The sequence below is a fragment of the Pseudoalteromonas tetraodonis genome (genome assembly GCF_002310835.1).
GTDB lineage: Bacteria > Pseudomonadota > Gammaproteobacteria > Enterobacterales > Alteromonadaceae > Pseudoalteromonas > Pseudoalteromonas tetraodonis.
In genome coordinates this window covers 247,614-270,385 of the sequence record NZ_CP011041.1, presented here as the reverse complement: position 1 = coordinate 270,385, position 22,772 = coordinate 247,614, and the positions used below count along the sequence as shown (strand labels likewise).

General features: G+C 41.7%; 15 protein-coding genes. 4 read left to right on the top strand and 11 right to left on the bottom strand.

The features are described from left to right. Positions 1–80 precede the first annotated feature (80 nt). Both ilvM and ilvG read right to left on the bottom strand, forming a co-directional pair. On the bottom strand, positions 81–323 hold the full coding sequence (gene ilvM / locus PTET_RS01255; protein WP_028834467.1) for an acetolactate synthase 2 small subunit: 243 nt from the start codon (positions 321–323) through the stop codon (positions 81–83). After that, positions 320–1,969 carry an acetolactate synthase 2 catalytic subunit gene (gene ilvG / locus PTET_RS01250; RefSeq protein ID WP_024602119.1) on the bottom strand — a complete coding sequence of 550 codons (1,650 nt, stop codon included), beginning with the start codon at positions 1,967–1,969 and terminating at the stop codon, positions 320–322. Before ilvG ends, ilvM begins: the two co-directional genes overlap by 4 nt. A gap of 529 nt (positions 1,970–2,498) precedes the next feature. On the opposite strand from ilvG, the gene PTET_RS01245 reads away from it, so the two are divergent. The 4 genes from PTET_RS01245 to PTET_RS01230 all read left to right on the top strand — a co-directional run bounded on the left by PTET_RS01245 (position 2,499) and on the right by PTET_RS01230 (position 7,444). Then, complete coding sequence (locus PTET_RS01245; protein ID WP_096038094.1) at positions 2,499–4,172, top strand: phosphoethanolamine transferase; 1,674 nt, start codon at positions 2,499–2,501, stop codon at positions 4,170–4,172. Further along, positions 4,169–4,540, top strand: coding sequence for a diacylglycerol kinase (locus PTET_RS01240; RefSeq protein ID WP_008112748.1), 372 nt, complete (start codon positions 4,169–4,171; stop codon positions 4,538–4,540). The genes PTET_RS01245 and PTET_RS01240 overlap by 4 nt, the downstream gene beginning before the upstream one ends. Next, positions 4,531–6,465, top strand: coding sequence for an LTA synthase family protein (locus tag PTET_RS01235; RefSeq protein WP_013463858.1), 1,935 nt, complete (start codon positions 4,531–4,533; stop codon positions 6,463–6,465). Before PTET_RS01240 ends, PTET_RS01235 begins: the two co-directional genes overlap by 10 nt. Positions 6,466–6,565: 100 nt before the next feature. Next, on the top strand, positions 6,566–7,444 hold the full coding sequence (locus tag PTET_RS01230; RefSeq protein WP_013463857.1) for a TraB/GumN family protein: 879 nt from the start codon (positions 6,566–6,568) through the stop codon (positions 7,442–7,444). Positions 7,445–7,450: 6 nt separating this feature from the next. On the opposite strand, the gene modF is transcribed toward PTET_RS01230, so the two are convergent. The 9 genes from modF to rpoC all read right to left on the bottom strand — a co-directional run bounded on the left by modF (position 7,451) and on the right by rpoC (position 22,768). After that, positions 7,451–8,902 (bottom strand): molybdate ABC transporter ATP-binding protein ModF, encoded by a 1,452-nt coding sequence (modF, locus tag PTET_RS01225; protein ID WP_013463856.1) that lies wholly within the window; start codon positions 8,900–8,902, stop codon positions 7,451–7,453. Between the two features lie 67 nt (positions 8,903–8,969). Beyond that, a complete protein-coding gene (locus tag PTET_RS01220; protein ID WP_096038093.1) occupies positions 8,970–10,694 on the bottom strand; it encodes a response regulator in 1,725 nt (574 codons plus the stop codon). A gap of 119 nt (positions 10,695–10,813) precedes the next feature. After that, positions 10,814–13,144, bottom strand: a complete 2,331-nt coding sequence (locus PTET_RS01215) for a fatty acid cis/trans isomerase (RefSeq protein ID WP_016899318.1) — start codon at positions 13,142–13,144, stop codon at positions 10,814–10,816. Beyond that, positions 13,144–13,506 (bottom strand): hypothetical protein, encoded by a 363-nt coding sequence (locus tag PTET_RS01210; protein ID WP_013463853.1) that lies wholly within the window; start codon positions 13,504–13,506, stop codon positions 13,144–13,146. The genes PTET_RS01215 and PTET_RS01210 overlap by 1 nt, the downstream gene beginning before the upstream one ends. 563 nt (positions 13,507–14,069) lie before the next feature. Then, complete coding sequence (gene tuf, locus PTET_RS01205) at positions 14,070–15,254, bottom strand: elongation factor Tu (protein WP_013463851.1); 1,185 nt, start codon at positions 15,252–15,254, stop codon at positions 14,070–14,072. Positions 15,255–15,316: 62 nt separating this feature from the next. After that, positions 15,317–17,431 (bottom strand): elongation factor G, encoded by a 2,115-nt coding sequence (gene fusA, locus PTET_RS01200; RefSeq protein WP_016900051.1) that lies wholly within the window; start codon positions 17,429–17,431, stop codon positions 15,317–15,319. A 27-nt stretch (positions 17,432–17,458) separates the two neighbouring features. Then, positions 17,459–17,929: a 30S ribosomal protein S7 gene (gene rpsG, locus PTET_RS01195; protein ID WP_010392135.1), complete on the bottom strand. Its 471-nt coding sequence runs from the start codon at positions 17,927–17,929 to the stop codon at positions 17,459–17,461. A gap of 97 nt (positions 17,930–18,026) precedes the next feature. Beyond that, entirely contained in the window at positions 18,027–18,401 is a 375-nt protein-coding gene (gene rpsL / locus PTET_RS01190; protein ID WP_002958885.1) for a 30S ribosomal protein S12, read from the bottom strand. 194 nt (positions 18,402–18,595) lie between these two features. Beyond that, positions 18,596–22,768, bottom strand: coding sequence for a DNA-directed RNA polymerase subunit beta' (gene rpoC, locus PTET_RS01185; RefSeq protein ID WP_096038092.1), 4,173 nt, complete (start codon positions 22,766–22,768; stop codon positions 18,596–18,598). Positions 22,769–22,772: the final 4 nt, after the last annotated feature.

Here is a 22,772-nt window from a genome sequence, read left to right as displayed (position 1 = left end):
ATAAATGCGGGCATTCCTCATTCTTAAAATTGATGAGTAACCACGTGAACAGTTACTCGTAAAATCTGTTAAATTTTTTGTTATACAGCTTGTTGCTGTAAGCTTTGTAGCGTTACATGTTTCACATCAACCAATTTATTTAGTTGACTGGTAAGCAAATAAATTGGTTTATCGCTATCAACCGTCATGGCCATATTATATTGGCCATCGTCCATATTGAGCTGCAAGTGAGTTAAATCAAAACCACGATGACGCACGACACGTAAAAAGCGCTCGATTGCGACACTTTGGCTTTTTAAGGCAATAGTTAAACTATGTTTCATTGTGCTTTCTCCGTCATCATTTCATCGTTAGCAGCCCCAGGTGGAACAAGTGGCCATACGTTTTCTTTATCATCAATACAAGCATGAACAATGTAAGGCCCATCACTATTTAATAAGGCTGTAATTGCATCATCCACTTGGTTGGCATGAGTAATCGTTTGCCCCGCAATACCAAAAACAGCCGCTAGCTGCACAAAGTCAGGGTTATCTGACAAGTTAGTTTCGCTATAGCGCCCTTCAAAAAATAACTCCTGCCATTGGCGTACCATGCCTAAACGCTGGTTATCAAGTATCAGTATTTTTACTGGTAAATTATTACGACGAATAGTGGCAAGCTCTTGGATATTCATCATGATTGAGCCATCACCTGATACGGTGATCACAAAGTCATCTTTTCTCGCTATTTGTGCGCCGATTGCCGCAGGTAAACCAAATCCCATGGTGCCTGCACCGCCACTGCTTAAGTGGTTGCATGGATGGTTAAATTTCATATGCTGCGCAACCCACATTTGGTGCTGACCCACATCGCAGCAAACAACACTGGTGCTTGGCATACGCTGGCTTAGTTGATTAAGTAAATAAGGGGCAAATACTTTTTCACCAGGATAGTCGTAGCGCCATGCATGCTTAACCATCATTTGTTTATTATGATCGCACCACGCTTTTGGCGTAACGACGCACTCAAGGGCGGGAAGTGAGGTTTTTAAATCAGCAATTAAAGAAGCCTTTGCGGGTTTACGTTTACCGACCTCGGCTGCATCTATGTCTAAATGAATCACGTTTGCTTTTGCAGCAAACTTAGCTAAGTTGCCTGTTACACGGTCATCAAAGCGAGCACCAATACACACTAATACATCACATTCTTGCACCGCTAAATTAGCGGCTTGACCACCATGCATACCTAGCATGCCTAAATCATATTCGTAATCAGGTAATACACTGCCCAATGCTTTAAGGGTTGAAACCGCAGGCATCTGCGTTTTATTTAAAAATTGCATTAATTCATTTTGCGCATCAGCGGCATGAACGCCCCCACCAACATACGCTACGGGTTGCTTGGCTTCACTGAGTAATTGATTGGCGATAGCAACTTGGTTTAAATTAAGTTGCGGTAAGTATTCATCTGCCGCTAACCAAGGTTTAAAAGGCACCTGCGCCATTTGAATGTCTTTGGGGATATCAACTAAAACGGGGCCTGGACGGCCGCTTTGTGCTAAATGCATCGCTTCTTGTAATATTTCGGCTAAATCTTCTGCTCGCTCAACCATGTAACTGTGTTTAGTACACGAAAGCGACATGCCAAGCACGTCAATTTCCTGAAAAGCATCAGAGCCAATAGCGGCGGTTGGTACTTGCCCTGTAATAGCAAGTAAAGGCACTGAGTCCATCATGGCATCTGCCAATGCGGTAATTAAATTAGTAGCTCCAGGGCCTGATGTTGCCAAGCACACACCTAAACGTCCAGTACTGCGTGCATAGCCCACGGCGGCAAACCCTGCACCTTGCTCATGACGAGTAAGATAATGTTTTACAGGCGCACCATACAAGGCATCGTAAATGGGCATAATAGCACCACCTGGGTAGCCAAATACTTCATCTACGCCGTGTTTGGCGAGTAAATCGATTGTTAGTTCTGCGCCTGTCATTAGTAAATCCTCATTCCTGTGTGACAACCCATTAAAAATTTAACTCTAAAACTAAAAAGCCCCCCGGACGGTTAAGTGCGGAGGGCTTTTCAATGCTTAGTTTTTTAAAGCACTACGAAGCCCTCGCGGGAATAATCACCACGATAATAATCAGGACTAGGTTAAGTGCATTTTTAAGCATAAAATTCAGTACCATTTAAGATTTAGTCATTGCGAACATCTTGTTTCGCTGTCTTTTTATATTAGTACCGCGCTCAGGGCGGTAAGTCAACACCAAATTCAATTCAAAATAATTATAAAAACACGCTTACTCAGGTTTTAAAATTCAATTAAACCAGGTTAAATAGATTTTTTATCCCTTCATTTCAACTCAGGAAATTCACTATTCTTATAACACTGAATTCTGGTTTGATTAATTTTTAGTAAGCCACCTCATTTTTATCTAACAAAATTAAAATAAATCGATTTCTTAAGAGTTTCTTAAGTCTGGCAGCCTAGCATAACAACGTTCACGAAAAAGAGGCGTGTTATGAACCCAACTTTCAAACTCAGTAAGCAACCGCAAGAAAATACTAAAAAACGCTTTTATTTTAATTGCAGTGCTAATGCATTCATTATTTTTATGGCTTGTTATTACGGCTTAGTTATTAATATTCCATTTATGCATGGTGCGTTTAGCGCTATTACCTCGTTGCACACATTTTCATGGCTATTTTTGTTTTCTGTGCCGTTACTACTGATTTGTTTGCTAATCATATTCTTTTCAGTGGTTTCTATTCGGGGAATACTAAAACCCATTAACTACTTGCTGCTAGTGCTCTCGAGTGCGGCGTTATATGGCTCATTGAACTATGGTGTGGTGTTTGATTATTCCATGATACAAAACACCGTCGAAACTGACTCTAGTGAAGCGTTAAGCTATTTAAACCTGCAACTTGTTGGCTTTTTACTGCTTTTTGCCGCATTACCTGTCTTTATTTTGAGTAGAATAAAAATAAACTGCGCTCGCCCATACAAAGAAGTTATTAGCCGTCTTAAACTGCTTTTAGCAAGCTTTGCACTGATTGCATTAGTGGTCGTTAACTTTTACGCCGATTACGCGGCAACGGGTCGTAATAACCGTATTCTTAAAAAAGAAATTATTCCATTTCAATATCTCTCTAGTGGCTACAAATACGCCCGTGACCAGTTACTTTATAGCGATATTGAATTTAAAAATATTGATACCACGCCAACTTTAGCATCGCCAAGCACAACACGAGTTACTGTTATCGTGGTTGGTGAAACCGCTCGAGCTGAAAATTTTTCCTACCAAGGCTATGAGCGTAATACCAACCAATACACGCAAAAACATAATGTCACTTATTTCGATAACGTATCGTCGTGTGGCACGGCCACAGCAGTGTCAGTACCATGTATGTTTTCACTGCAAACTCATGCCAATTTTTCTCGTTTAGACAGTGATAACCAGCAAAACGTAATTGATTTGATACAACAAGCAGGCGCAGATGTCTTGTGGGTTGATAATAACAGTGGCTGTAAAAACGTCTGCACGCGCGTACCTACCATTAATATTGATACCAAAGCATCTGAACTATGTGATGGTAAATACTGTTTTGATGAAGCGTTACTAGCCCCTTTAAAGTACAAGCTTGCCAATTTGAGTCAGGCTAATACGGTTATAGTGCTGCATATGATGGGTTCACATGGCCCTACTTACTTTAAGCGCTACCCTGAAAAATTTAAACAGTTTAGTCCAACCTGCGACCGCAGCGATATTCAAAACTGTAGCGCTGAAGAACTGGTTAACACCTACGATAATACAATTGCTTATAGTGATTTTATCAACGCTCAAGTTATTGAACAGTTAAAGGCACTGCCAGCTAATATTGATAAGCAGTTACTGTATGTGTCAGACCATGGCGAGTCGCTCGGTGAAAATGGCGCATACTTACATGGCTTTCCCTATGCATTTGCACCAACAGCTCAAACCCATGTGCCTCTTTACATCTGGGCTGATGAGCATAATCAGCGCATTACAGCCAAGTGTCTAAACAACTTAAATAGCACTTTAGCGCAATCACACGATGCTATTTTTCATACCCTTTTAAGCTTAACCGGTGTTGCGAGTAAAACCTACCAAACCTCTGAAGATTTACTCGCGTCATGTCAAACGATTAACCATAGCGAAACTAAAATATGAATAATAAAACCGTTATAAAACGCCAAGGCCTAATGCGCCTAATTTTTACCTTAAGCCATACATTTAACGGCCTAAAATGGATGAGCCGATTTGAGGCTGCTTTTCAGCAAGAGTTGGTTTTATTTAGTTTGCTAGGCGTATTTGCCTGCTTGCAAGAAATTACTTTAAGTAGCAAATTAATCTTGATTGCCAGCTTATTGTTTGTGTTATTTGCTGAGTTGGTCAATACCGCAGTCGAAGTGGTGGTTGATCGCATCGGTAGCGAATATCATGAACTATCAGGCCTAGCTAAAGATATTGCATCCGCCAGTGTCTTTATCGCCATGCTTATTGCTATTTTAGTTTGGTGGTCTGTGCTATGGACTTAATCAGTAGCACTAAAAAAGTACTGGGGCCATTGTGGGTTTTAGCGGTATTTTTTTTCGCACTCCTATGCTTGCTAACTTTTGCGCGATTAGGTTTAAGTTTGTGGCAAAGTGGCCGTGTATTTACCGAAGGCGCCTGGCACTTTGTTTTTGTAGGCGGTTTACGTGTTGATATAGCAACATTATGCTACATCATAACCCCCGCTTTGTTACTAACACTTGCAGCACATGCTCTCAAATTAACTGCTTATATTCGAGGAGTCGTAAAGTGGTATTTAGTAATAATGGCTGCAATGTTAGTGTTTTTTGAGGTTATTACACCCACGTTTATTAACGAATACGACTTACGCCCTAATCGCCTATTTATTGAATACCTTATTTATCCTAAAGAAGTCTCTAAAATGATTTTTTCAGGTTACAAACTCGAAGTCCTCTTCGCTGTTTTAGCGCTCGTTTTCACCATTAAATTTGCTAACAAAATTCTTACTCAGCAATGGCAAAACCGCTCGTCCCTAGGGGCAATAAAACTATCACTATTAGCTGTTATTATATGTAGCCTAACACTGTTAGGCGCTCGAAATTCATTAGGCCATCGTCCATTAAACCCCGCTATGGTGGCATTTTCGACCGACCACTTGCTGAATGACCTCACGCTTAATTCATCATATAGCGTAGCATTTGCGTTAAAACAGCTCTCCAATGAGCAATCAAGTCAGGCATATTATGGCAAGGTCCCTCAAGAGGAGTTACTCGCCACAGTACGCAGTACCATGCAAAATCCTCAAGCAATATTTAATAATCCAAATGCCCCTACCCGCACTTTTCATCAGGCAAGCTACCAAGGTAAAAAGAAAAACCTGGTTATTATTCTGCAAGAAAGCTTGGGCGCTCGTTATGTAGGTACCTTAGGTGGCTTACCCTTAACGCCTAATATAGATGCACTTTATCAACAGGGCTGGGGATTTGATAACTTATACGCTACCGGCACTCGCTCTGTACGCGGTATTGAAGCAGTTATAACCGGTTTTACACCGACTCCCTCACGCGCGGTTGTAAAACTCGATAAATCACAACGTGACTTTTTTACCTTGGCTAGTTTTTTAGCAAAGCAGGACTACCATACTCAGTTTATTTATGGTGGAGAAAGTCACTTTGACAACATGCGTAGCTTCTTTTTGGGTAACGGCTTTAGTGATATTGTTGATAGTGAAAGCTTCGATAACATTAACTTTAATGGTTCATGGGGCGCATCTGACGAAGATTTATTTACTCAAGCAGATAAAGAGCTGAATAAATTACAACAACAGCAAAAGCCATTTTTTAGTCTGATTTTTAGTAGTTCTAATCATAGCCCTTATGAATTTCCGGACGGTAAAATAGCCCTGTTTGAGCAACCAAAGCAAAGCCGTAATAACGCAGCTAAATATGCAGATTATGCCCTAGGCACATTCATTGAAAAGGCGAAAAAGTCATCTTACTGGGACGATACTGTGTTTATAGTGATTGCTGATCACGACTCACGCGTGTCTGGTTCCAGCCTTGTACCTATTGATCACTTTAGAATTCCTGCGGTTATTTTTGGAAACGGTATTAAGCCCAAACGCGATCATCAATTAGCCAGTCAGCTGGATATTCCTACCACCTTACTGTCGCTTATTGGCGCCAGCGGTGAACACCCAATGATTGGTCACGATCTCACTCGCCCTGTGGCCAAAAATAAGCAGCGTGCAATGATGCAGTACGATAAAAACTTTGCTTACATGCAAAATGATAACGTTGTTATTTTGCAGCCAGATAAACCGGCAACCACCTATATTTATAAAAATAAGCAATTACACCCCAAACATAACGATAGCGCACTCATCAAGCAAGCTCGTGCGCTGGCTAATTATGGCAACATGGCCTACAGCAATAATTGGTATCAATAACACCGAAAAATGCCTGATTGATTAATCAGGCATTTTTACGTTACCTATAAAGTAAACTAAGTTAGTATTTATAAAACGACTTAAACTTGGATAGGATTTTATGAACGTGTCATTACGTATTAGTCATTTATTTATGGTGTTATTACTTTTAGCCTTTAGCGTCAATGGCTATGCAGCACCGGCTCTATTCAAAATAGAAAAACAAGGCGCTAGCTCGTATTTATTTGGCACCGTGCATGTGGGTGATGCCAGCATGAAAGGGCTACCACAAAAAGTGACTCACGCACTGGATGACAGTAATCAAGTTGTTGTTGAAGTGGATATAAGTAAACTATCACCATTACAAATGCAACAACGTTCTATGCCGTTTATGCTGCTTACTAACGGGCGTACGCTACAGAGCGAGCTTTCAGAAAAAAATTATCAACTCCTCAAAGACTACTTTGCTAAAAAATCGATTGATATTGCCATGTTCAACAGTTTTAAACCTTGGGCTGTCATGTTGACCATGATGCAAATTGAGTTTCAAAACGCGGGCTATTCTGATAAAAACGGCATCGATAAGCAAATACTCGAGTACGCGCAAAAGCACAGTATTAACATTGCGGAGCTTGAAACCATAGAGCAACAACTACAGATGTTTAATGGCTTAGAGTCATTAAGCAATGCCATGATGGCAGAAACTTTTGAGCAACTAAGCGATATTAATACCTACTTTATCACCCTAGTGGATGCATGGAAAAAGGGCGATATGCAAACCCTAACCAGCTATTACCACACCAGTTTTGATGACAGCCAATACGGTCAACAAAGCGAGCAAGTGATGCTTATTGAGCGCAATAATAATTGGGTCACTCAGCTCACGCCTAAACTTGAACAAGGTAAGGTGTTTATTGCGGTAGGTGCTCTGCACTTAGTTGAGCAGCATGGTTTAATTAAACAACTTCGCGACCAAGGGTTTAAGGTTACTCAGTTATAAACAAGCTTATATAAGCGTCTCACTATGAGCAGCTTGTTGCCCATAGTGAGCCGGTTTAAAATCTTCCATTTTTAAGGTGTGTTCAATCCCTTTAATGGTATCTGCTGCATGATGGTTTACATAAATAACGGTACTCGTTTTTGCAGCACACACCTTTTCAATCAGCAGTAAAACGCGTTGACGATTTGCCTCATCAAGCCCTAAACATGGCTCATCTAAAATAAGCAAAGCAGGATGTTTAACCATTGCGCGCACAATCAGTAATAGTCGCTGATCGCCATACGATAGCTGGGTAAAAGCGCTATTTGTTTTGTCACTTAAACCTATTAGTGCCAACCACTCTTTAGCTAAACGCGTTTGTAACTCACTGGCTTGTTGATATAAACCTATACTATCGAAAAACCCTGAAATAATAGTATTAAGCGCCGAAATACTCACTCGATACTGCAAATGTAGCGTATTTGAAATATAACCAATGTGCTGTTTTATATCCCAAATACTCTCCCCTGTGCCACGCTTAAAACCAAACACTTCAATCTCATTGTTATAGCACTGAGGGTTATCACCTGTAATTAAATTTAATAAACAAGTTTTACCTGAGCCATTTTTCCCGGTGAGTTGCCAGTGCTGATATTGGTTAATCGTCCAGTTTAAATTTTCAAAAATTGTTTGTTCGCTGTAACGCACATGAGCATTAGTGAGCTTAACAAGTGGCATGTTTGTCGCTGATTTAAAACAGCGCTCAGGCGCACCGGGAATACTTAATGATGTATGCTCTAAATGAAGTAATTTGAATAAATCCGCTTGTTTTGCTGCACACGGTTTTGCCAAGCTATGTTGTAAACGACCATTATTCACATAAGCAAAGTGATCAACAAACGCTGGAATTTCGTCAACACGGTTTAGCACAAACACAAAGCAGGTTTGTGCGCTCAACTGCTGTAATAGGCGGTTGAGCTGCCCAACCGATTCAGAGTCTAAGCCATCAAATGGTTCATCAAGCACAACTAAATCACTGTTAGCAGATAGCGCTTTAATTAATAATAATTTACGCGTTTCGCCAGTAGATAAATCAGTAAAATCACGATTAAGTAAGGCATCAAAATTAAAAGCGGTGATTAACAGTTGGCATAAATCGCTATTTATTTGAGGCTCAGCAAAGAGCATGTCTGTTACTTTTTGTGGCTTTTCACTTTTACGATGCGTATTAAGTAACTGCTTTTGTAGATCACTTGACACTAATTGTAGCTTGTTAAAGGTACTATGACGTTGCCCGCTTTGTTGTTTTGCTTCACCAATTAACGCTGCTGCGAGTGCTGATTTTCCAGCACCATTACCCCCGAGTAAGACCCAATGTTCACCCTGCTTTACTTGCCAAGTTAAATCGTCGATATAATACCGTTCACTGTCATCGGTAGATAAATAACCACTAAATTGCTGTAGTAAAATTGAGCGCACGTTAGATCCCAAAACAGAGCTTAAAAACTCAAACTAACGTAATAAGGAATAATTAAGCAAGTGAGATTTAATCAACCTCAGGTAGAAAAGCATCGTTTAGCGCCGCGATTATACTTTGCTGATCTATGGGTTTATGAATATGACCTATTGCTCCACAAGCTTTAGCGCGAGCAAGATCACTATCAGAGGTGTTTGCGGTAACCACAATAATCGGCAGTGTTTTATCGTTATCATGCAAGATTTTAGTGGCTTCAAACCCATCCATAACCGGCATATTTAAATCCATAAAGATGACGTCATAAGATTTTTTGGCGACCATTTCACACGCTATTTTGCCATTCTCAGCGCATTCAGCGTGTATGTTCAATGCAGTTAATAGCTTAGTGAGTACCAGCATATTAAGTGGGTTATCTTCAACGACTAAACAATGTAAGTTATCAGGCATTGACGATGACTTGCTTAAAGTAGTATCCATCTCTAATGGTAATGTTAAAAATACAGATGCCCCTTGCTGACGATTATTTTCAAAACGAATCTCGCCCTTAAAGGCATCAACAATATATTGTACACGGGCAAGGTCTGTTCTGAGTCCTTGAAAATGGTTACTTTGCTCAGTGCTGTCTAATTCTAATTGCTCGATAAGGTGATCAAAGCCACAGCCGGTGTCCTCGACGCTCAGCGATAGTTGGTTATTGTTGAGCGTAGCGATGACTTTTACCTCTCCTTGCTCTGTAAACTTTAATGCATTACTAAGTAGCTCATTAACTATTTGTTGTAAGCGTGCATGATCTACAATCACCGCGCAGTCTAAGCTCGCTGCTAACTCTCTGATTAACTTTAACCCTTTTTCAGTACAACCATATTCATACACAACTAACACTTTATTTATGGTGGTTAGTAAGTTGTCAGAGGTCGGGTTTAACGACCAACGATTTAAACTCAGCGCTTGTAAATCTTGTAATTCATCTAACATCGCCAACAACCTCGCCGAGCAATACCGAGCTTGGCGCTGTATATCCTGCTGTGAAGTGGGAATTCTTAGCTCATCGATCGAGGTAATTAACCCCTGTAATGGGGTTCTAAATTCATGACTGGCTCGTGCAATAAAGTGCTCTTTGTTATTACTTACCTGCTCTGCAAATTCTTTTTGTTGTTGATACTTTTGTAAGGTCTGCAGAACTCGTTTTTCCATCGGCATAAACACAAATCTAAGTTCTAAAAACAATAATGCCAGAGTAAAAAACCAACAAAGCAGTTCAATACTAGAGATCCAATCAACCTTTTTTACCGCTTGTTGCTCAAATAAGCTCACCGCAGTGTCTAATTTTTTGAGTAATGCTTCAACTTCGCTCACAGAAAACGAAGCCAAATTAATAGGCTCCTTTCGAGAAACCAAATTTTTAGCTTGCGTTATAAAGGCCAACACTTCTGCATCTAAGTTGCTTGGGGGGGCATAATATAAATCAAATAAAGGTGTATTTAGACAAACTGCGTCACCTTGTTCATCCTTAGTGAGTAAATATTCATGGGCTTGTTCAAATAACTCAAGGGAGTGTTTTAACGATTGAAGATGTTGTGCGTGGTTATCCGTTTGATTAATTAATGCATTGCTATGCCAAGCTATTTTTTGCGAAAGCATACGTTGCTTGCCAGCTATATTGATAATTTTTGCATCGTATTTTTGCACTGAAAAGAAGTATTGCATCAGTAATGCAGATACGCTGACCAACAAGGCAATAGCAACTAAAGCCCAACGGTAACGTTTGCGAATACTCTTAACAATGTTGAACATACACTAGGTTACTTTTTTTGTTTTAACTGTAGCCTAAGCTTAGCAAACTAATTACTAAATTATTAAATATAAAAAACCCAGCTAGTTAAGCTGGGCTCTTGTAACCGTTTAGCGTGTACCTAACGATTTTCTAGTCGATTATAATCAAACATGCCAAATTCAACACCTCGGTACTGGCGGGCAACCTGATGTAAAATATCGCTGTATTGCCAAAATTGCGGGTGAGTTCGACGAATCGCAAACTTAGACTTTAAAGCGCGATAATCAGCTTCCACTTGCATTAGCGGTAACTGTTCGGCAAAGGCCGAAACCTGTTGGGCGTTATTTAAATACCAAATTGCAGAAGGGTAATCACCAATAAAGCCCGGAACAATTGTCACCGTATCTTCTTCATAGGCGCGCTGTCCATCTTCGTTTAGTAGACTCGAAATATTATAGTGCGCGTTATGGTGAATAATCGTATAGCCTGTGTGGCCATCCTGCTCTTTCACTAGCACATACGATAGCTGTGGCAGTAAGTTAACTGCTTTAGCAGGCATGGTATTAATCGCACTTAATGGTGCGGGTACTTTTTTATAGTCATAACGAGGACTTAAAACGGGCTCTAATGCCTCTTTAATTAAGCCATATAGCTCTGATTGCGGTTCATCTGTTTGATAGTTAATACCGCTGGGTTGACTAAACTCACGATTGTTTTCAAAAAAGGTCGACAAACTAGGTGGTGATTTTCGATACCAACTCTGTTTAATTGTCTCTCGCTGAGCTTCAGGTAACAAAGCTAAAAAGTTGTGCTCACCTTCTAAACGTAAAAAGTCCATGTATAAGCGCGTTATTAATTGATGGCCAATATTGCCATACACATCAAAGCCCGCAACTAACAAGTAATGAATACGCTCAAACAGCGCGTAATCAAGCACCCACATAGTTTTAGGTTGTTGGCCAATAAAGCCTTTAACTACAGTTGCACTATCAAAGTGTCGAAAAATAGTCAGTGCCGCATTTTGATTGTGCCCATCCCCTTTCCACAATAAGTCGGTGGTTAAATGCTCGCCGTTTTTGAACAGATTATTAGCAAGCTCTACCTTGGCTTTTAAGTAACGTTTTTCGCGAACCGAGTATTTGACCCAATTAGAAATCGGTAACGCATTACTTTCCTCTGCTGCGGGCAACTCTAATGCATCCTCATGTTGCACCAACATTTTACCTACCGCCGGAGTCGCTACCTTTTTAGGATCAGCAAACGCCACCCAAAAATGATCATTAATCACATTGAGTGCTATTTGACCACGACAAACAGGGCCTTTAATAAAGCCCATAATAATTAGCTCAGCTTCATCGAGCATAAATTGATATTTTGCATCTATAGGCAGTGCTTCAAACGTTTTAAACGGGTTTGATGCAAGGGTAGGCTCATAGCTTGGTAAACTAGATACAGTGTAATTTGGCGCAATAAATTGCTGGTAAATACGTGCCAACTTTTCATCATTAAGTTTAAGCGGTAAATGTGTTTTTGATAAAATAGTAGAACGGTCGTGAAGCAGTCGATAATAAACACGCTCAACGTTTGGATTATCGTAAGGGCGACGAGAACTTATTAATTTAATGTCTTCACCAGGGGGAGTACTTGAGCGTACCAACTTAAAAAAGTTAGGTGATTGTGCATCACTAAAGTAGATGTGTGCTAAAAACCAATGCTCATAAATATAGCGCGCTGATAATTGGTACTTCAAACCATCTTGATTTAAAAATGCTTCCCAGTTTTTTACTTGCGCAAGCTCAGCAGCTGATGGCGGCTTGATGTGCGCCATTTTCCCGCCTTTTTTAATCCAGTTTTGTAAGTGCTGAAATTCAGCAGCAGTCACTCCAGGCAAGCCATAAGGCATACCCGCATGCGGTTGCTCATCCGCTAATTGGTCAAACTCACCCATCGTCGCACAACTTTGGTTGCGGCTAAGTGAAAAATCAAAACGTTCATCTAATACTTCATCTTCTGGCAAGGGTGAACTTTGCTTTAATACCAGCGTATTAAATAACACACTACCCGCTAAATTGGCTTCTTCAGTTTGTGCTCGCTCGTTTAATACCGGGCTAAATTCTTTATCACGCCATTGCTCAGTCGTGGTTGCATCAAATAATAATCGGCTCGGCGTTGAGGCTAACAACCGAGTACCATCGTAAACCAACTCTTTACTGAGGCCTCTGTCGATACCTTCAGGAGAAGAGAGTTTTAATTGGCAAGGCGCATCATAACAGCCATGACAAACCACGCAGCGGTTATCGAGTACAGGCTTTACTTGCTGTAAAAACTCAGCCCCAGCACCGCTATTATGAGCAACCATACGATCTTGTGTTTTCTCAGGACCGAATAATTCATTGTAATGTGCATTACCTAAGTAAGCACAACCACTTAAGATAATCAGTACAAAAGTACCTATAATATTTTTTTTCATTATTCAGTCTCATCACCTAAATCGAACGTAGGCATCATATCGATTTGTGGTGATACGAATGTTAGGTTTTCAACAGTAGTCACCACAGCGCTTAATAGAGGGCCCTGTGTTATGGTTAATTGAGCGTCATGCTCGCTATGCGCTATGGTAGCAAAGCTTGAATTGATGATATTCAACTCATAGTCTGCAATGCTAATGCCTATACTACTGTCAGCACTGGGGTTCTGGCATAGTTGAGTAAGCAGCTCATCACTTAAGATAACTGAAATTTCCAAGTCAGGCTGCGCTAAGTCACGGGTACTTAGTGTTTCATCTAGAATAAATAAAGGAAGTGTTAAATTGCTATCTTGTTCAAGTTCCATTGGACTCTCTGCGCTACTGACTATTTAATTATTACCTATTATAACAACGTTCCAACTTAAATAACGATAAACAAGCCTTAAAATAGCCTCGTTAATTTTTAAGCAGCGGTATCAATGCTGCTTTAAACTTCGTTACGACAACAACAGGAACGCCAAACTTCACTCATTAAAACCTGAAACCTGCAGCATTACAGTAATTGAGAACTCAACGATCGTTGCTACTAAGCACCAATGCATAAGGTAAGTGTAGAACCTTCATGCTTTACCCTCTAAGTGCGATAAAACTCAACCCAAGTGACAGTGTTAAATTTACACCGAGCTGCTTTACCTAAAACCTTAAACCTTGCACCTGAAACCTTTATTTTATTGCAGGCATTAAAAAACCCGAGGCTAAGCTCGGGTTTTTTCGTATTAATTAGCTAGGCTAATTATTACTCTACGATAGTTGCTACAAAGCACCTATGCCTAAGGTAACTGCGCCACCTTCACATGATGTAAATCGCAGCCATTAAAAAAGGCCACCTAAGTGACCTTTTTCTAACAATTAACTTAAACGTTAATTATTACTCTACGATAGTTGCTACAACACCAGCACCTACAGTACGGCCACCTTCACGGATAGCGAAACGAAGACCTTCGTCCATCGCGATTGGCGCGATTAGCGTTACAGTCATCTTAACGTTATCACCAGGCATTACCATTTCTACGCCTTCTGGTAACTGTACGTCACCTGTTACGTCAGTTGTACGGAAGTAGAACTGTGGACGGTAACCTTTGAAGAATGGAGTATGACGACCACCTTCATCTTTCGAAAGTACGTATACTTCTGAAGTGAATGTAGTGTGTGGCTTGATTGAACCAGGCTTAGCTAGTACTTGACCACGTTCAACGTCTTCACGCTTAGTACCACGTAAAAGTGCACCAATGTTCTCACCAGCACGACCTTCGTCAAGAAGCTTACGGAACATTTCAACACCAGTACAAGTAGACTTAGTAGTCTCTTTGATACCAACGATTTCAACTTCGTCATTCACGTTGATGATACCAGCTTCAACACGGCCAGTTACAACAGTACCACGACCTTGGATTGAGAAAACGTCTTCGATAGGCATGATGAATGGCTTATCGATGTCACGCTCTGGCTCTGGAATGTAAGTATCTAGTGCTTCTGCAAGCTCTACGATTTTAGCTTCCCATTGCTCTTCGCCTTCAAGTGCTTTAAGTGCAGAACCTTGAATTAGTGGTAAGTCATCACCTGGGAAGTCGTATTCAGAAAGAAGTTCACGAACTTCCATTTCTACTAGCTCAAGTAGCTCTTCATCATCAACCATGTCACATTTGTTCATGAACACAACGATGTAAGGAACGCCAACTTGGCGAGAAAGTAGGATGTGCTCACGAGTTTGTGGCATAGGGCCATCAGTCGCAGCAACTACTAAGATAGCGCCGTCCATTTGAGCAGCACCAGTGATCATGTTTTTAACATAATCGGCGTGACCAGGACAATCTACGTGTGCGTAGTGACGAGTAGGTGTATCGTACTCAACGTGTGAAGTTGAGATTGTGATACCACGCTCGCGCTCTTCTGGAGCGTTATCGATTGATGCGAAATCTTTAGCAACACCGCCGTATACTTTTGCAAGTACGTTAGTGATTGCTGCAGTTAGTGTAGTTTTACCGTGGTCAACGTGGCCGATTGTACCAACGTTTACGTGCGGTTTTACGCGTTCAAACTTTTCTTTTGCCATCTTAAAAAATTCCTAATAAAGAAATTAAAGCCTGACTCAGTATTGAGCCAGACAAGCTAAAATCATATAACAGCGCGAGCTGAAATTATTGTATCTGCAACCTGCTTAGAGGCTTCAGCGTACTTCAAAAACTCCATAGAGTATGAGGCACGGCCCTGTGTTGCAGATCGTAAAGCAGTCGCATAACCGAACATTTCAGATAGTGGTACCACAGCATTAATTTGCTTAAGGCCACCAAGTGCATCTTCCATGCCTTCGATCATGCCGCGACGACGGTTTAGGTCGCCAACTACATCACCCATGTTTGCTTCAGGAGTGAGTACTTCAACCTTCATTACTGGTTCTAAAAGTGCAGGGTTTGCATCTAGCGCACCTTGTCTCATAGCCAGTGAACCTGCTATTTTAAATGCCATTTCATTCGAATCTACATCATGGAATGAACCATCATATAAAGTCGCTTTAACACCAAGTAATGGGTAGCCTGCCAGTACACCTTGAGCCATTTGCTCTTGGATACCTTTGTCTACCGCAGGGATGTATTCTTTCGGAACTGACCCACCTACGGTTTCGTTTACGAACTCGTAAATTGGGGCTTCATCATCCGAAATATCCATCGGTTCAAGTTTAAGCCAGACGTGACCATATTGACCACGACCACCTGATTGACGTATGAACTTCCCTTCAACTTCAACAGTTGAACGAATAGCTTCTCGGTATGCAACCTGCGGCTTACCAACGTTACATTCAACACTGAATTCACGTTTCATACGGTCGACAATGATATCAAGGTGAAGTTCACCCATGCCAGAGATAATCGTCTGGCCTGATTCTTCGTCAGTTTGTACGCGGAAAGATGGATCTTCTGCCGCTAGTTTACCTAGCGCGATACCCATTTTATCCTGGTCAGCGATTGTGCGAGGCTCAACCGCAACAGAGATAACTGGTTCTGGGAATTCCATACGCTCTAGCGTAATAATAGAATTCGGATCACACAGTGTCTCGCCTGTTGTTACGTCTTTGAGACCAATAGCCGCCGCGATGTCGCCTGCGTAGACTTCTTTGATCTCTTCACGTGAGTTTGAATGCATCTGAACGATACGACCAAGACGCTCACGCTTACTTTTTACTGGGTTATATACCGCATCACCCTGTTTAACAGTACCAGAGTAAACACGGAAAAAGGTCAAGGTGCCAACAAACGGGTCTGTTGCAATCTTAAAAGCAAGTGCAGCAAACGGCGCTTTATCATCAGCAGGACGCTCTTCCTCGGTACCATCTTCGAGGATACCTTGGATTTGTTTCACTTGTGTGGGTGATGGCATATATTCAACAACGCAATCAAGCACAGCTTGAACGCCTTTGTTTTTAAATGCACTACCACAGGTCATGGGAACAATTTCGTTCGCTAATGTGCGTTGACGCAAAGCATTTTTAATTTCTGCTTCGCTTAACTCTTCACCTTCTAAGTATTTATCCATTAGTTCTTCAGAGGCTTCAGCAGCGCTTTCAACTAAATGAGAGCGCCATTCTTCAGCTAAATCCTGAAGTTCTGCCGGTATTGCCTCATAAGAGAAAGTCATACCCTGGTCTTCATCATTCCAGTTAATAGCTTTCATTTTGATAAGGTCAATAACACCTTTAAAGTCGTCTTCAGCGCCAATTGGTAACTGGACTGGAACAGGCGTTGCTCCAAGACGAGATTTCACCTGGCCGACAACCGTTAAGAAGTCAGCGCCTGTGCGATCCATTTTATTTACGAAGATCATTCTCGGAACTTCGTATTTGTTCGCTTGACGCCAAACTGTCTCAGTTTGCGGCTGTACACCAGATGAAGCACAAAGAACAACTACCGCACCATCTAGTACACGTAAAGAACGCTCTACTTCGATAGTGAAATCTACGTGTCCTGGGGTATCAATGATATTGATGCGATGGTCGTCAAATTGCGCGTCCATCCCTTTCCAGAAACACGTTGTTGCAGCAGAAGTGATTGTGATACCACGCTCTTGTTCCTGCTCCATCCAATCCATAGTTGCGGCGCCATCATGTACTTCACCGATCTTATGAGAAAGACCTGTGTAGAACAGAACACGTTCTGTTGTGGTGGTTTTGCCTGCATCTACGTGAGCACAAATACCGATATTGCGGTAACGCTCAAGTGGAGTTGTACGTGCCATAAAATCCTCTTAAAGGTTAAGGACAGATTACCAACGGTAATGAGCGAATGCTTTATTCGCTTCAGCCATACGGTGAACGTCTTCACGTTTCTTAACCGCAGTGCCTTTGTTGTCAGCAGCGTCAACGATTTCTTGAGCTAAACGTAAGCCCATAGATTTTTCGCCACGCTTACGTGCAGCGTCTACTAACCAACGCATACCTAATGCGTTGCGACGTACTGGACGTACTTCAACTGGTACTTGATAAGTTGAACCACCAACACGGCGAGATTTAACCTCTACCTGTGGACGGATGTTATCAAGTGCAGTTTCAAAGATTTCTAGGTGCGACTTGCCTGATTTCTCAGCAGCCACGTCTAGCGCACCATAAACGATTTTTTCAGCAGTAGATTTCTTGCCGTCTAACATTACGATGTTAACGAACTTAGCAAGAAGTTCCGATCCGAACTTAGGATCTGGAAGAATTTTACGTTGACCTATTACGCGTCTTCTAGGCATTTTGTATCTCCGGTTTATTCAGGTTTGCTCTTTCGAGTCAATCACCCAAAACAATAATTAATAATATTTAGTGCTTGGCCTTACTAACGGAAAACAATTAGCCTTTAGGGCGTTTTGCACCGTATTTAGAACGAGCTTGACGACGGTCGCTAACGCCTGCACAGTCAAGTGCACCACGTACAGTGTGAAAACGCACACCTGGTAAATCTTTAACACGACCACCACGGATTAGGATTACACTGTGCTCTTGAAGGTTATGACCTTCACCACCGATGTATGAAGTTACTTCGAAACCGTTAGTTAAACGTACACGAGCTACTTTACGTAACGCCGAGTTTGGTTTCTTAGGTGTAGTTGTATATACGCGAGTACATACACCACGCTTTTGCGGACACGCTTTAAGCGCAGCTGAGTTACTTTTAGTAACCTTGCTACGACGTGGCTTACGCACTAGCTGGTTAATAGTTGCCATTTAAATAGCTCCTGAAATTAAAATTACTACTGAAAAAAATAAAAAATCCGCCCTTGTTTTACCAGCATGTTTTAAACGTGCAAGTAAATGGGTGGCGGAATTTTAATGAGCAAAGATTGACCTGTCAACCTAAACCGCTCACAAGGCAGTAGATAACTGCCTTGTGAAACTCTAATCTATTGATTAGATTCGGTTTATTGATTTCCAGATAAATCCGCGTTTAAAGCATCAGTGAGTGCTTGAGTTGCCTCTTCCGCACTTACCGTTTGCTCTTCAACAACGTCTTTTTGCTTACGACGAGCCATACGCTCTTGATGATACGCAAAACCGGTACCGGCTGGGATCAATCGACCCACAATTACGTTTTCTTTCAGACCGCGTAGTTCATCGCTCTTACCATTTACAGCGGCTTCTGTTAGGACACGAGTTGTCTCCTGGAACGAGGCTGCTGAGATGAAAGATTCTGTCGCTAGTGATGCTTTTGTGATACCCATTAACTGGATTTCAAACTTAGCTGGGATCTTACCTTGAGCTTCAAGGTCGCGGTTTGCGATATTAACGCGCGCCACTTCAATTTGCTCACCGGCTAAGAACTCAGTATCACCACCGTCTAGAATGATACATTTACGTAGCATTTGACGAATAATAGTTTCAATGTGCTTATCATTGATCTTAACGCCCTGCAAACGGTAAACCTCTTGCACTTCGTTAACAATGTAATTAGCAACATGAGTCACACCACGTAGGCGTAAGATGTCATGCGGTGATTCTGGACCATCGGCGATAACTTCACCTTTAGACACTTGTTCACCTTCAAACACGTTAAGTTGACGCCACTTAGGAATCATTTCTTCGTAATGATCGCCTTCAGCTGGTGTAATAACTAAACGTTTCTTACCTTTAGTCTCTTTACCGAAGCTAATCGTACCTGTGATTTCTGCAAGGATAGCTGGATCTTTCGGCTTACGTGCTTCAAATAAGTCGGCTACGCGTGGTAGACCACCCGTGATATCACGAGTTTTCGAACCTTCTTGCGGAATACGTGCTAACACGTCACCTGGGTTTGCAGTCGCGCCGTCTGTTACTTCAATCGTAGTGAATGAAGGAAGACGCGTTTCTTGCAAGCCACGCTCATCACTTTCAATGATAAGCTTTGGCTCTTTCGCATTCGCTTTAGCAAGATCTTTAACAACTACACGAGTTAAACCCGTTAGTTCGTCAGTCTGTGCTTCAGTGTTTGAATCATCGATATCGCTGAACGATACTTTTGATTTATGCTCAAGAACGATTGGGTGACTATGCGGGTCCCAAGTAGCAACGATGTCGTTACCTTGAACTTCTGCATTGTCTTGCACTGTTAATACCGCACCGTAAGGTACTTTATAACGCTCTTTCTCACGACCATAGCTATCAATGATAGTGATCTCGGTAGAACGAGAGGTAATAACAATCTTACCGTCTGTATTTAATACATACTTAGCGTTGTGAAGTTTTAATGTACCGTTAGTTTTAACTTGTACATTATTTTCAGCAGACGCTCTTGATGCCGCACCACCGATGTGGAATGTACGCATCGTAAGCTGTGTACCCGGCTCACCGATTGATTGTGCCGCGATAACACCTACTGATTCACCCGCATTGATGATATGACCACGTGCTAGGTCACGACCATAACACTTAGCACAAACACCAAAGTCGTTATCACAGGTGATAACTGAACGTACACGAACTTCATCAACTGAGTGCTCTTCTAAAAGGTCACACAGTTTTTCGTCAAGCATGATGTTACGTTCTACAAGTACTGTATTAGTACCAGGGATAACAACAGGCTCAGCAACAACACGACCTAGTACACGTTCGCGAAGTGCTTCTACAACGTCACCACCTTCAATAAGCGGTTTCATTGTTAAGCCATCTTCTGTGCCACAATCGTCTTCATTGATTACCAAATCTTGTGCAACGTCTACTAGACGACGCGTTAGGTAACCCGAGTTCGCTGTTTTCAGTGCTGTATCGGCAAGACCTTTACGCGCACCGTGCGTTGAGATGAAATACTGAAGTACGTTTAGACCTTCACGGAAGTTAGCCGTGATTGGCGTCTCGATGATTGAACCATCTGGACGTGCCATTAGGCCACGCATACCTGCTAGCTGACGGATCTGAGCGGCACTACCACGAGCACCTGAGTCGGCCATCATAAACACTGAGTTAAATGACGGTTGCTCTACTTCTTCACCTTTTGCATTGATAACCGTGTCTTTTGACAAGTTGGCCATCATTTCACGTGATAAGTTTTCATTTACACGTGACCAGATATCGATAACTTTATTGTACTTTTCACCAGCCGTTACAAGACCTGATTGGAATTGTTGGTTGATTTCAGTTACTTCAGCTTCAGCTGATTCAATGATTGCTGCTTTAACTGGTGGGATAACTAAGTCATCGATACCAATTGAAACACCTGACTTCATTGCATAGTGGAAACCGGTGTACATGATTTGGTCAGCAAACATAACTGTGTCTTTTAGACCAAGACGACGGTAACACTCATTAATTAAGCCAGAAATCTGCTTTTTACCTAAGGCTTGGTTGATTGACTCATACGGCATGCCTTTTGGTAAAATTAAAGACAGAATCGCACGACCAACAGTAGTATCAATTACGGTTACAGTGTCTTCAACAACACCTTCTTCGTTTTTAACTGATTGGCTAATACGTACTTTCACGATAGCGTGAAGGTCGGCATTACCACTACGGTATGCTTTTTCTGCTTCTTTAGGATCTTTAAATACGGCGCCTTCGCCTTTCGCGTTAATACGATCACGCGTCATGTAATAAAGACCTAATACAACGTCCTGTGAAGGAACGATGATTGGCTCACCATTAGCAGGCGATAAGATGTTGTTTGTAGACATCATTAACGCGCGAGCTTCAAGTTGCGCTTCAATTGTTAGCGGTACGTGTACCGCCATTTGGTCACCATCGAAATCGGCGTTGTACGCCGCACATACTAATGGGTGCAAATGAATCGCTTTACCTTCGATAAGCACAGGTTCAAACGCTTGGATACCCAAACGGTGAAGTGTTGGTGCACGGTTAAGTAATACTGGATGTTCACGAATTACTTCGTCTAGTACATCCCATACTTCCGCTACTTCACGCTCAACCATCTTTTTAGCAGCTTTGATTGTCGTAGCCATGCCACGACGCTCTAATTTGCCATAGATGAATGGTTTGAAAAGCTCTAATGCCATCTTCTTAGGAAGACCACACTGATGAAGCTTAAGTGTAGGACCAACCGTGATTACAGAACGGCCAGAGTAATCTACACGCTTACCAAGTAAGTTCTGACGGAAACGACCTTGCTTACCTTTGATCATATCAGCAAGCGATTTAAGAGGACGTTTGTTAGAACCTGTAATTGCACGACCACGACGACCGTTATCAAGTAGCGCATCGACCGCTTCTTGTAACATACGTTTTTCGTTGCGTACGATAATATCTGGTGCAGCTAAATCTAGTAGACGCTTAAGACGGTTATTACGGTTAATAACACGACGGTAAAGGTCATTTAGATCAGATGTCGCAAAACGACCACCGTCTAGTGGTACTAATGGACGTAAGTCAGGTGGCAATACTGGAAGTACTGTCATGATCATCCACTCAGGGTTATTACCTGATTGGTGGAACGATTCCATTAACTTAAGACGTTTAGTGATCTTTTTACGCTTAGTTTCAGAGTTAATTGTAGGTAACTCTTCACGCATTTCTGCAATTAATTGAGCAAGATCGAGTTCACGCAGTAAGTCTAATACTGCTTCAGCACCCATCTTCGCTTCAAATTCATCACCGTGCTCTTCAAGTGCATCTAGGTATTCTTCTTCACCTAATAGCTGACCACGCTCAAGCGTTGTCATGCCAGGCTCAGTTACTACGAATGATTCGAAGTAAAGAACACGTTCAATATCACGAAGCGTCATATCAAGCATTAAGCCGATACGTGACGGTAATGATTTTAAAAACCATATATGCGCAACTGGACTTGCCAGTTCTATATGACCCATACGGTCACGACGCACTTTAGTGAGTGTTACTTCAACGCCACACTTTTCACAGATCACACCACGGTGTTTAAGGCGTTTATATTTACCACATAAACACTCATAATCTTTCACTGGGCCGAAAATACGGGCACAGAATAAGCCATCGCGCTCAGGCTTGAAAGTACGGTAGTTAATAGTCTCAGGTTTCTTTACTTCACCGTATGACCATGAACGAACCATGTCTGGTGAAGCAAGACCAATGCGAATTGCATCGAATTCTTCGGTCTTATTTTGTTGCTTCAGAAACTTAAGTAAGTCTTTCACCTTA

Bases quoted from the DNA above. Each gene is read 5' to 3' on its own strand.
- ilvM (WP_028834467.1), bottom strand. From the start codon at position 323: ATGAAACATAGTTTAACTATTGCCTTAAAAAGCCAAAGTGTCGCAATC.
- ilvG (WP_024602119.1), bottom strand. From the start codon at position 1,969: ATGACAGGCGCAGAACTAACAATCGATTTACTCGCCAAACACGGCGTA.
- PTET_RS01245 (WP_096038094.1), top strand. From the start codon at position 2,499: ATGAACCCAACTTTCAAACTCAGTAAGCAACCGCAAGAAAATACTAAA.
- PTET_RS01240 (WP_008112748.1), top strand. From the start codon at position 4,169: ATGAATAATAAAACCGTTATAAAACGCCAAGGCCTAATGCGCCTAATT.
- PTET_RS01235 (WP_013463858.1), top strand. From the start codon at position 4,531: ATGGACTTAATCAGTAGCACTAAAAAAGTACTGGGGCCATTGTGGGTT.
- PTET_RS01230 (WP_013463857.1), top strand. From the start codon at position 6,566: ATGAACGTGTCATTACGTATTAGTCATTTATTTATGGTGTTATTACTT.
- PTET_RS01220 (WP_096038093.1), bottom strand. From the start codon at position 10,694: ATGTTCAACATTGTTAAGAGTATTCGCAAACGTTACCGTTGGGCTTTA.
- PTET_RS01215 (WP_016899318.1), bottom strand. From the start codon at position 13,144: ATGAAAAAAAATATTATAGGTACTTTTGTACTGATTATCTTAAGTGGT.
- PTET_RS01210 (WP_013463853.1), bottom strand. From the start codon at position 13,506: ATGGAACTTGAACAAGATAGCAATTTAACACTTCCTTTATTTATTCTA.
- tuf (WP_013463851.1), bottom strand. From the start codon at position 15,254: ATGGCAAAAGAAAAGTTTGAACGCGTAAAACCGCACGTAAACGTTGGT.
- fusA (WP_016900051.1), bottom strand. From the start codon at position 17,431: ATGGCACGTACAACTCCACTTGAGCGTTACCGCAATATCGGTATTTGT.
- rpsG (WP_010392135.1), bottom strand. From the start codon at position 17,929: ATGCCTAGAAGACGCGTAATAGGTCAACGTAAAATTCTTCCAGATCCT.
- rpsL (WP_002958885.1), bottom strand. From the start codon at position 18,401: ATGGCAACTATTAACCAGCTAGTGCGTAAGCCACGTCGTAGCAAGGTT.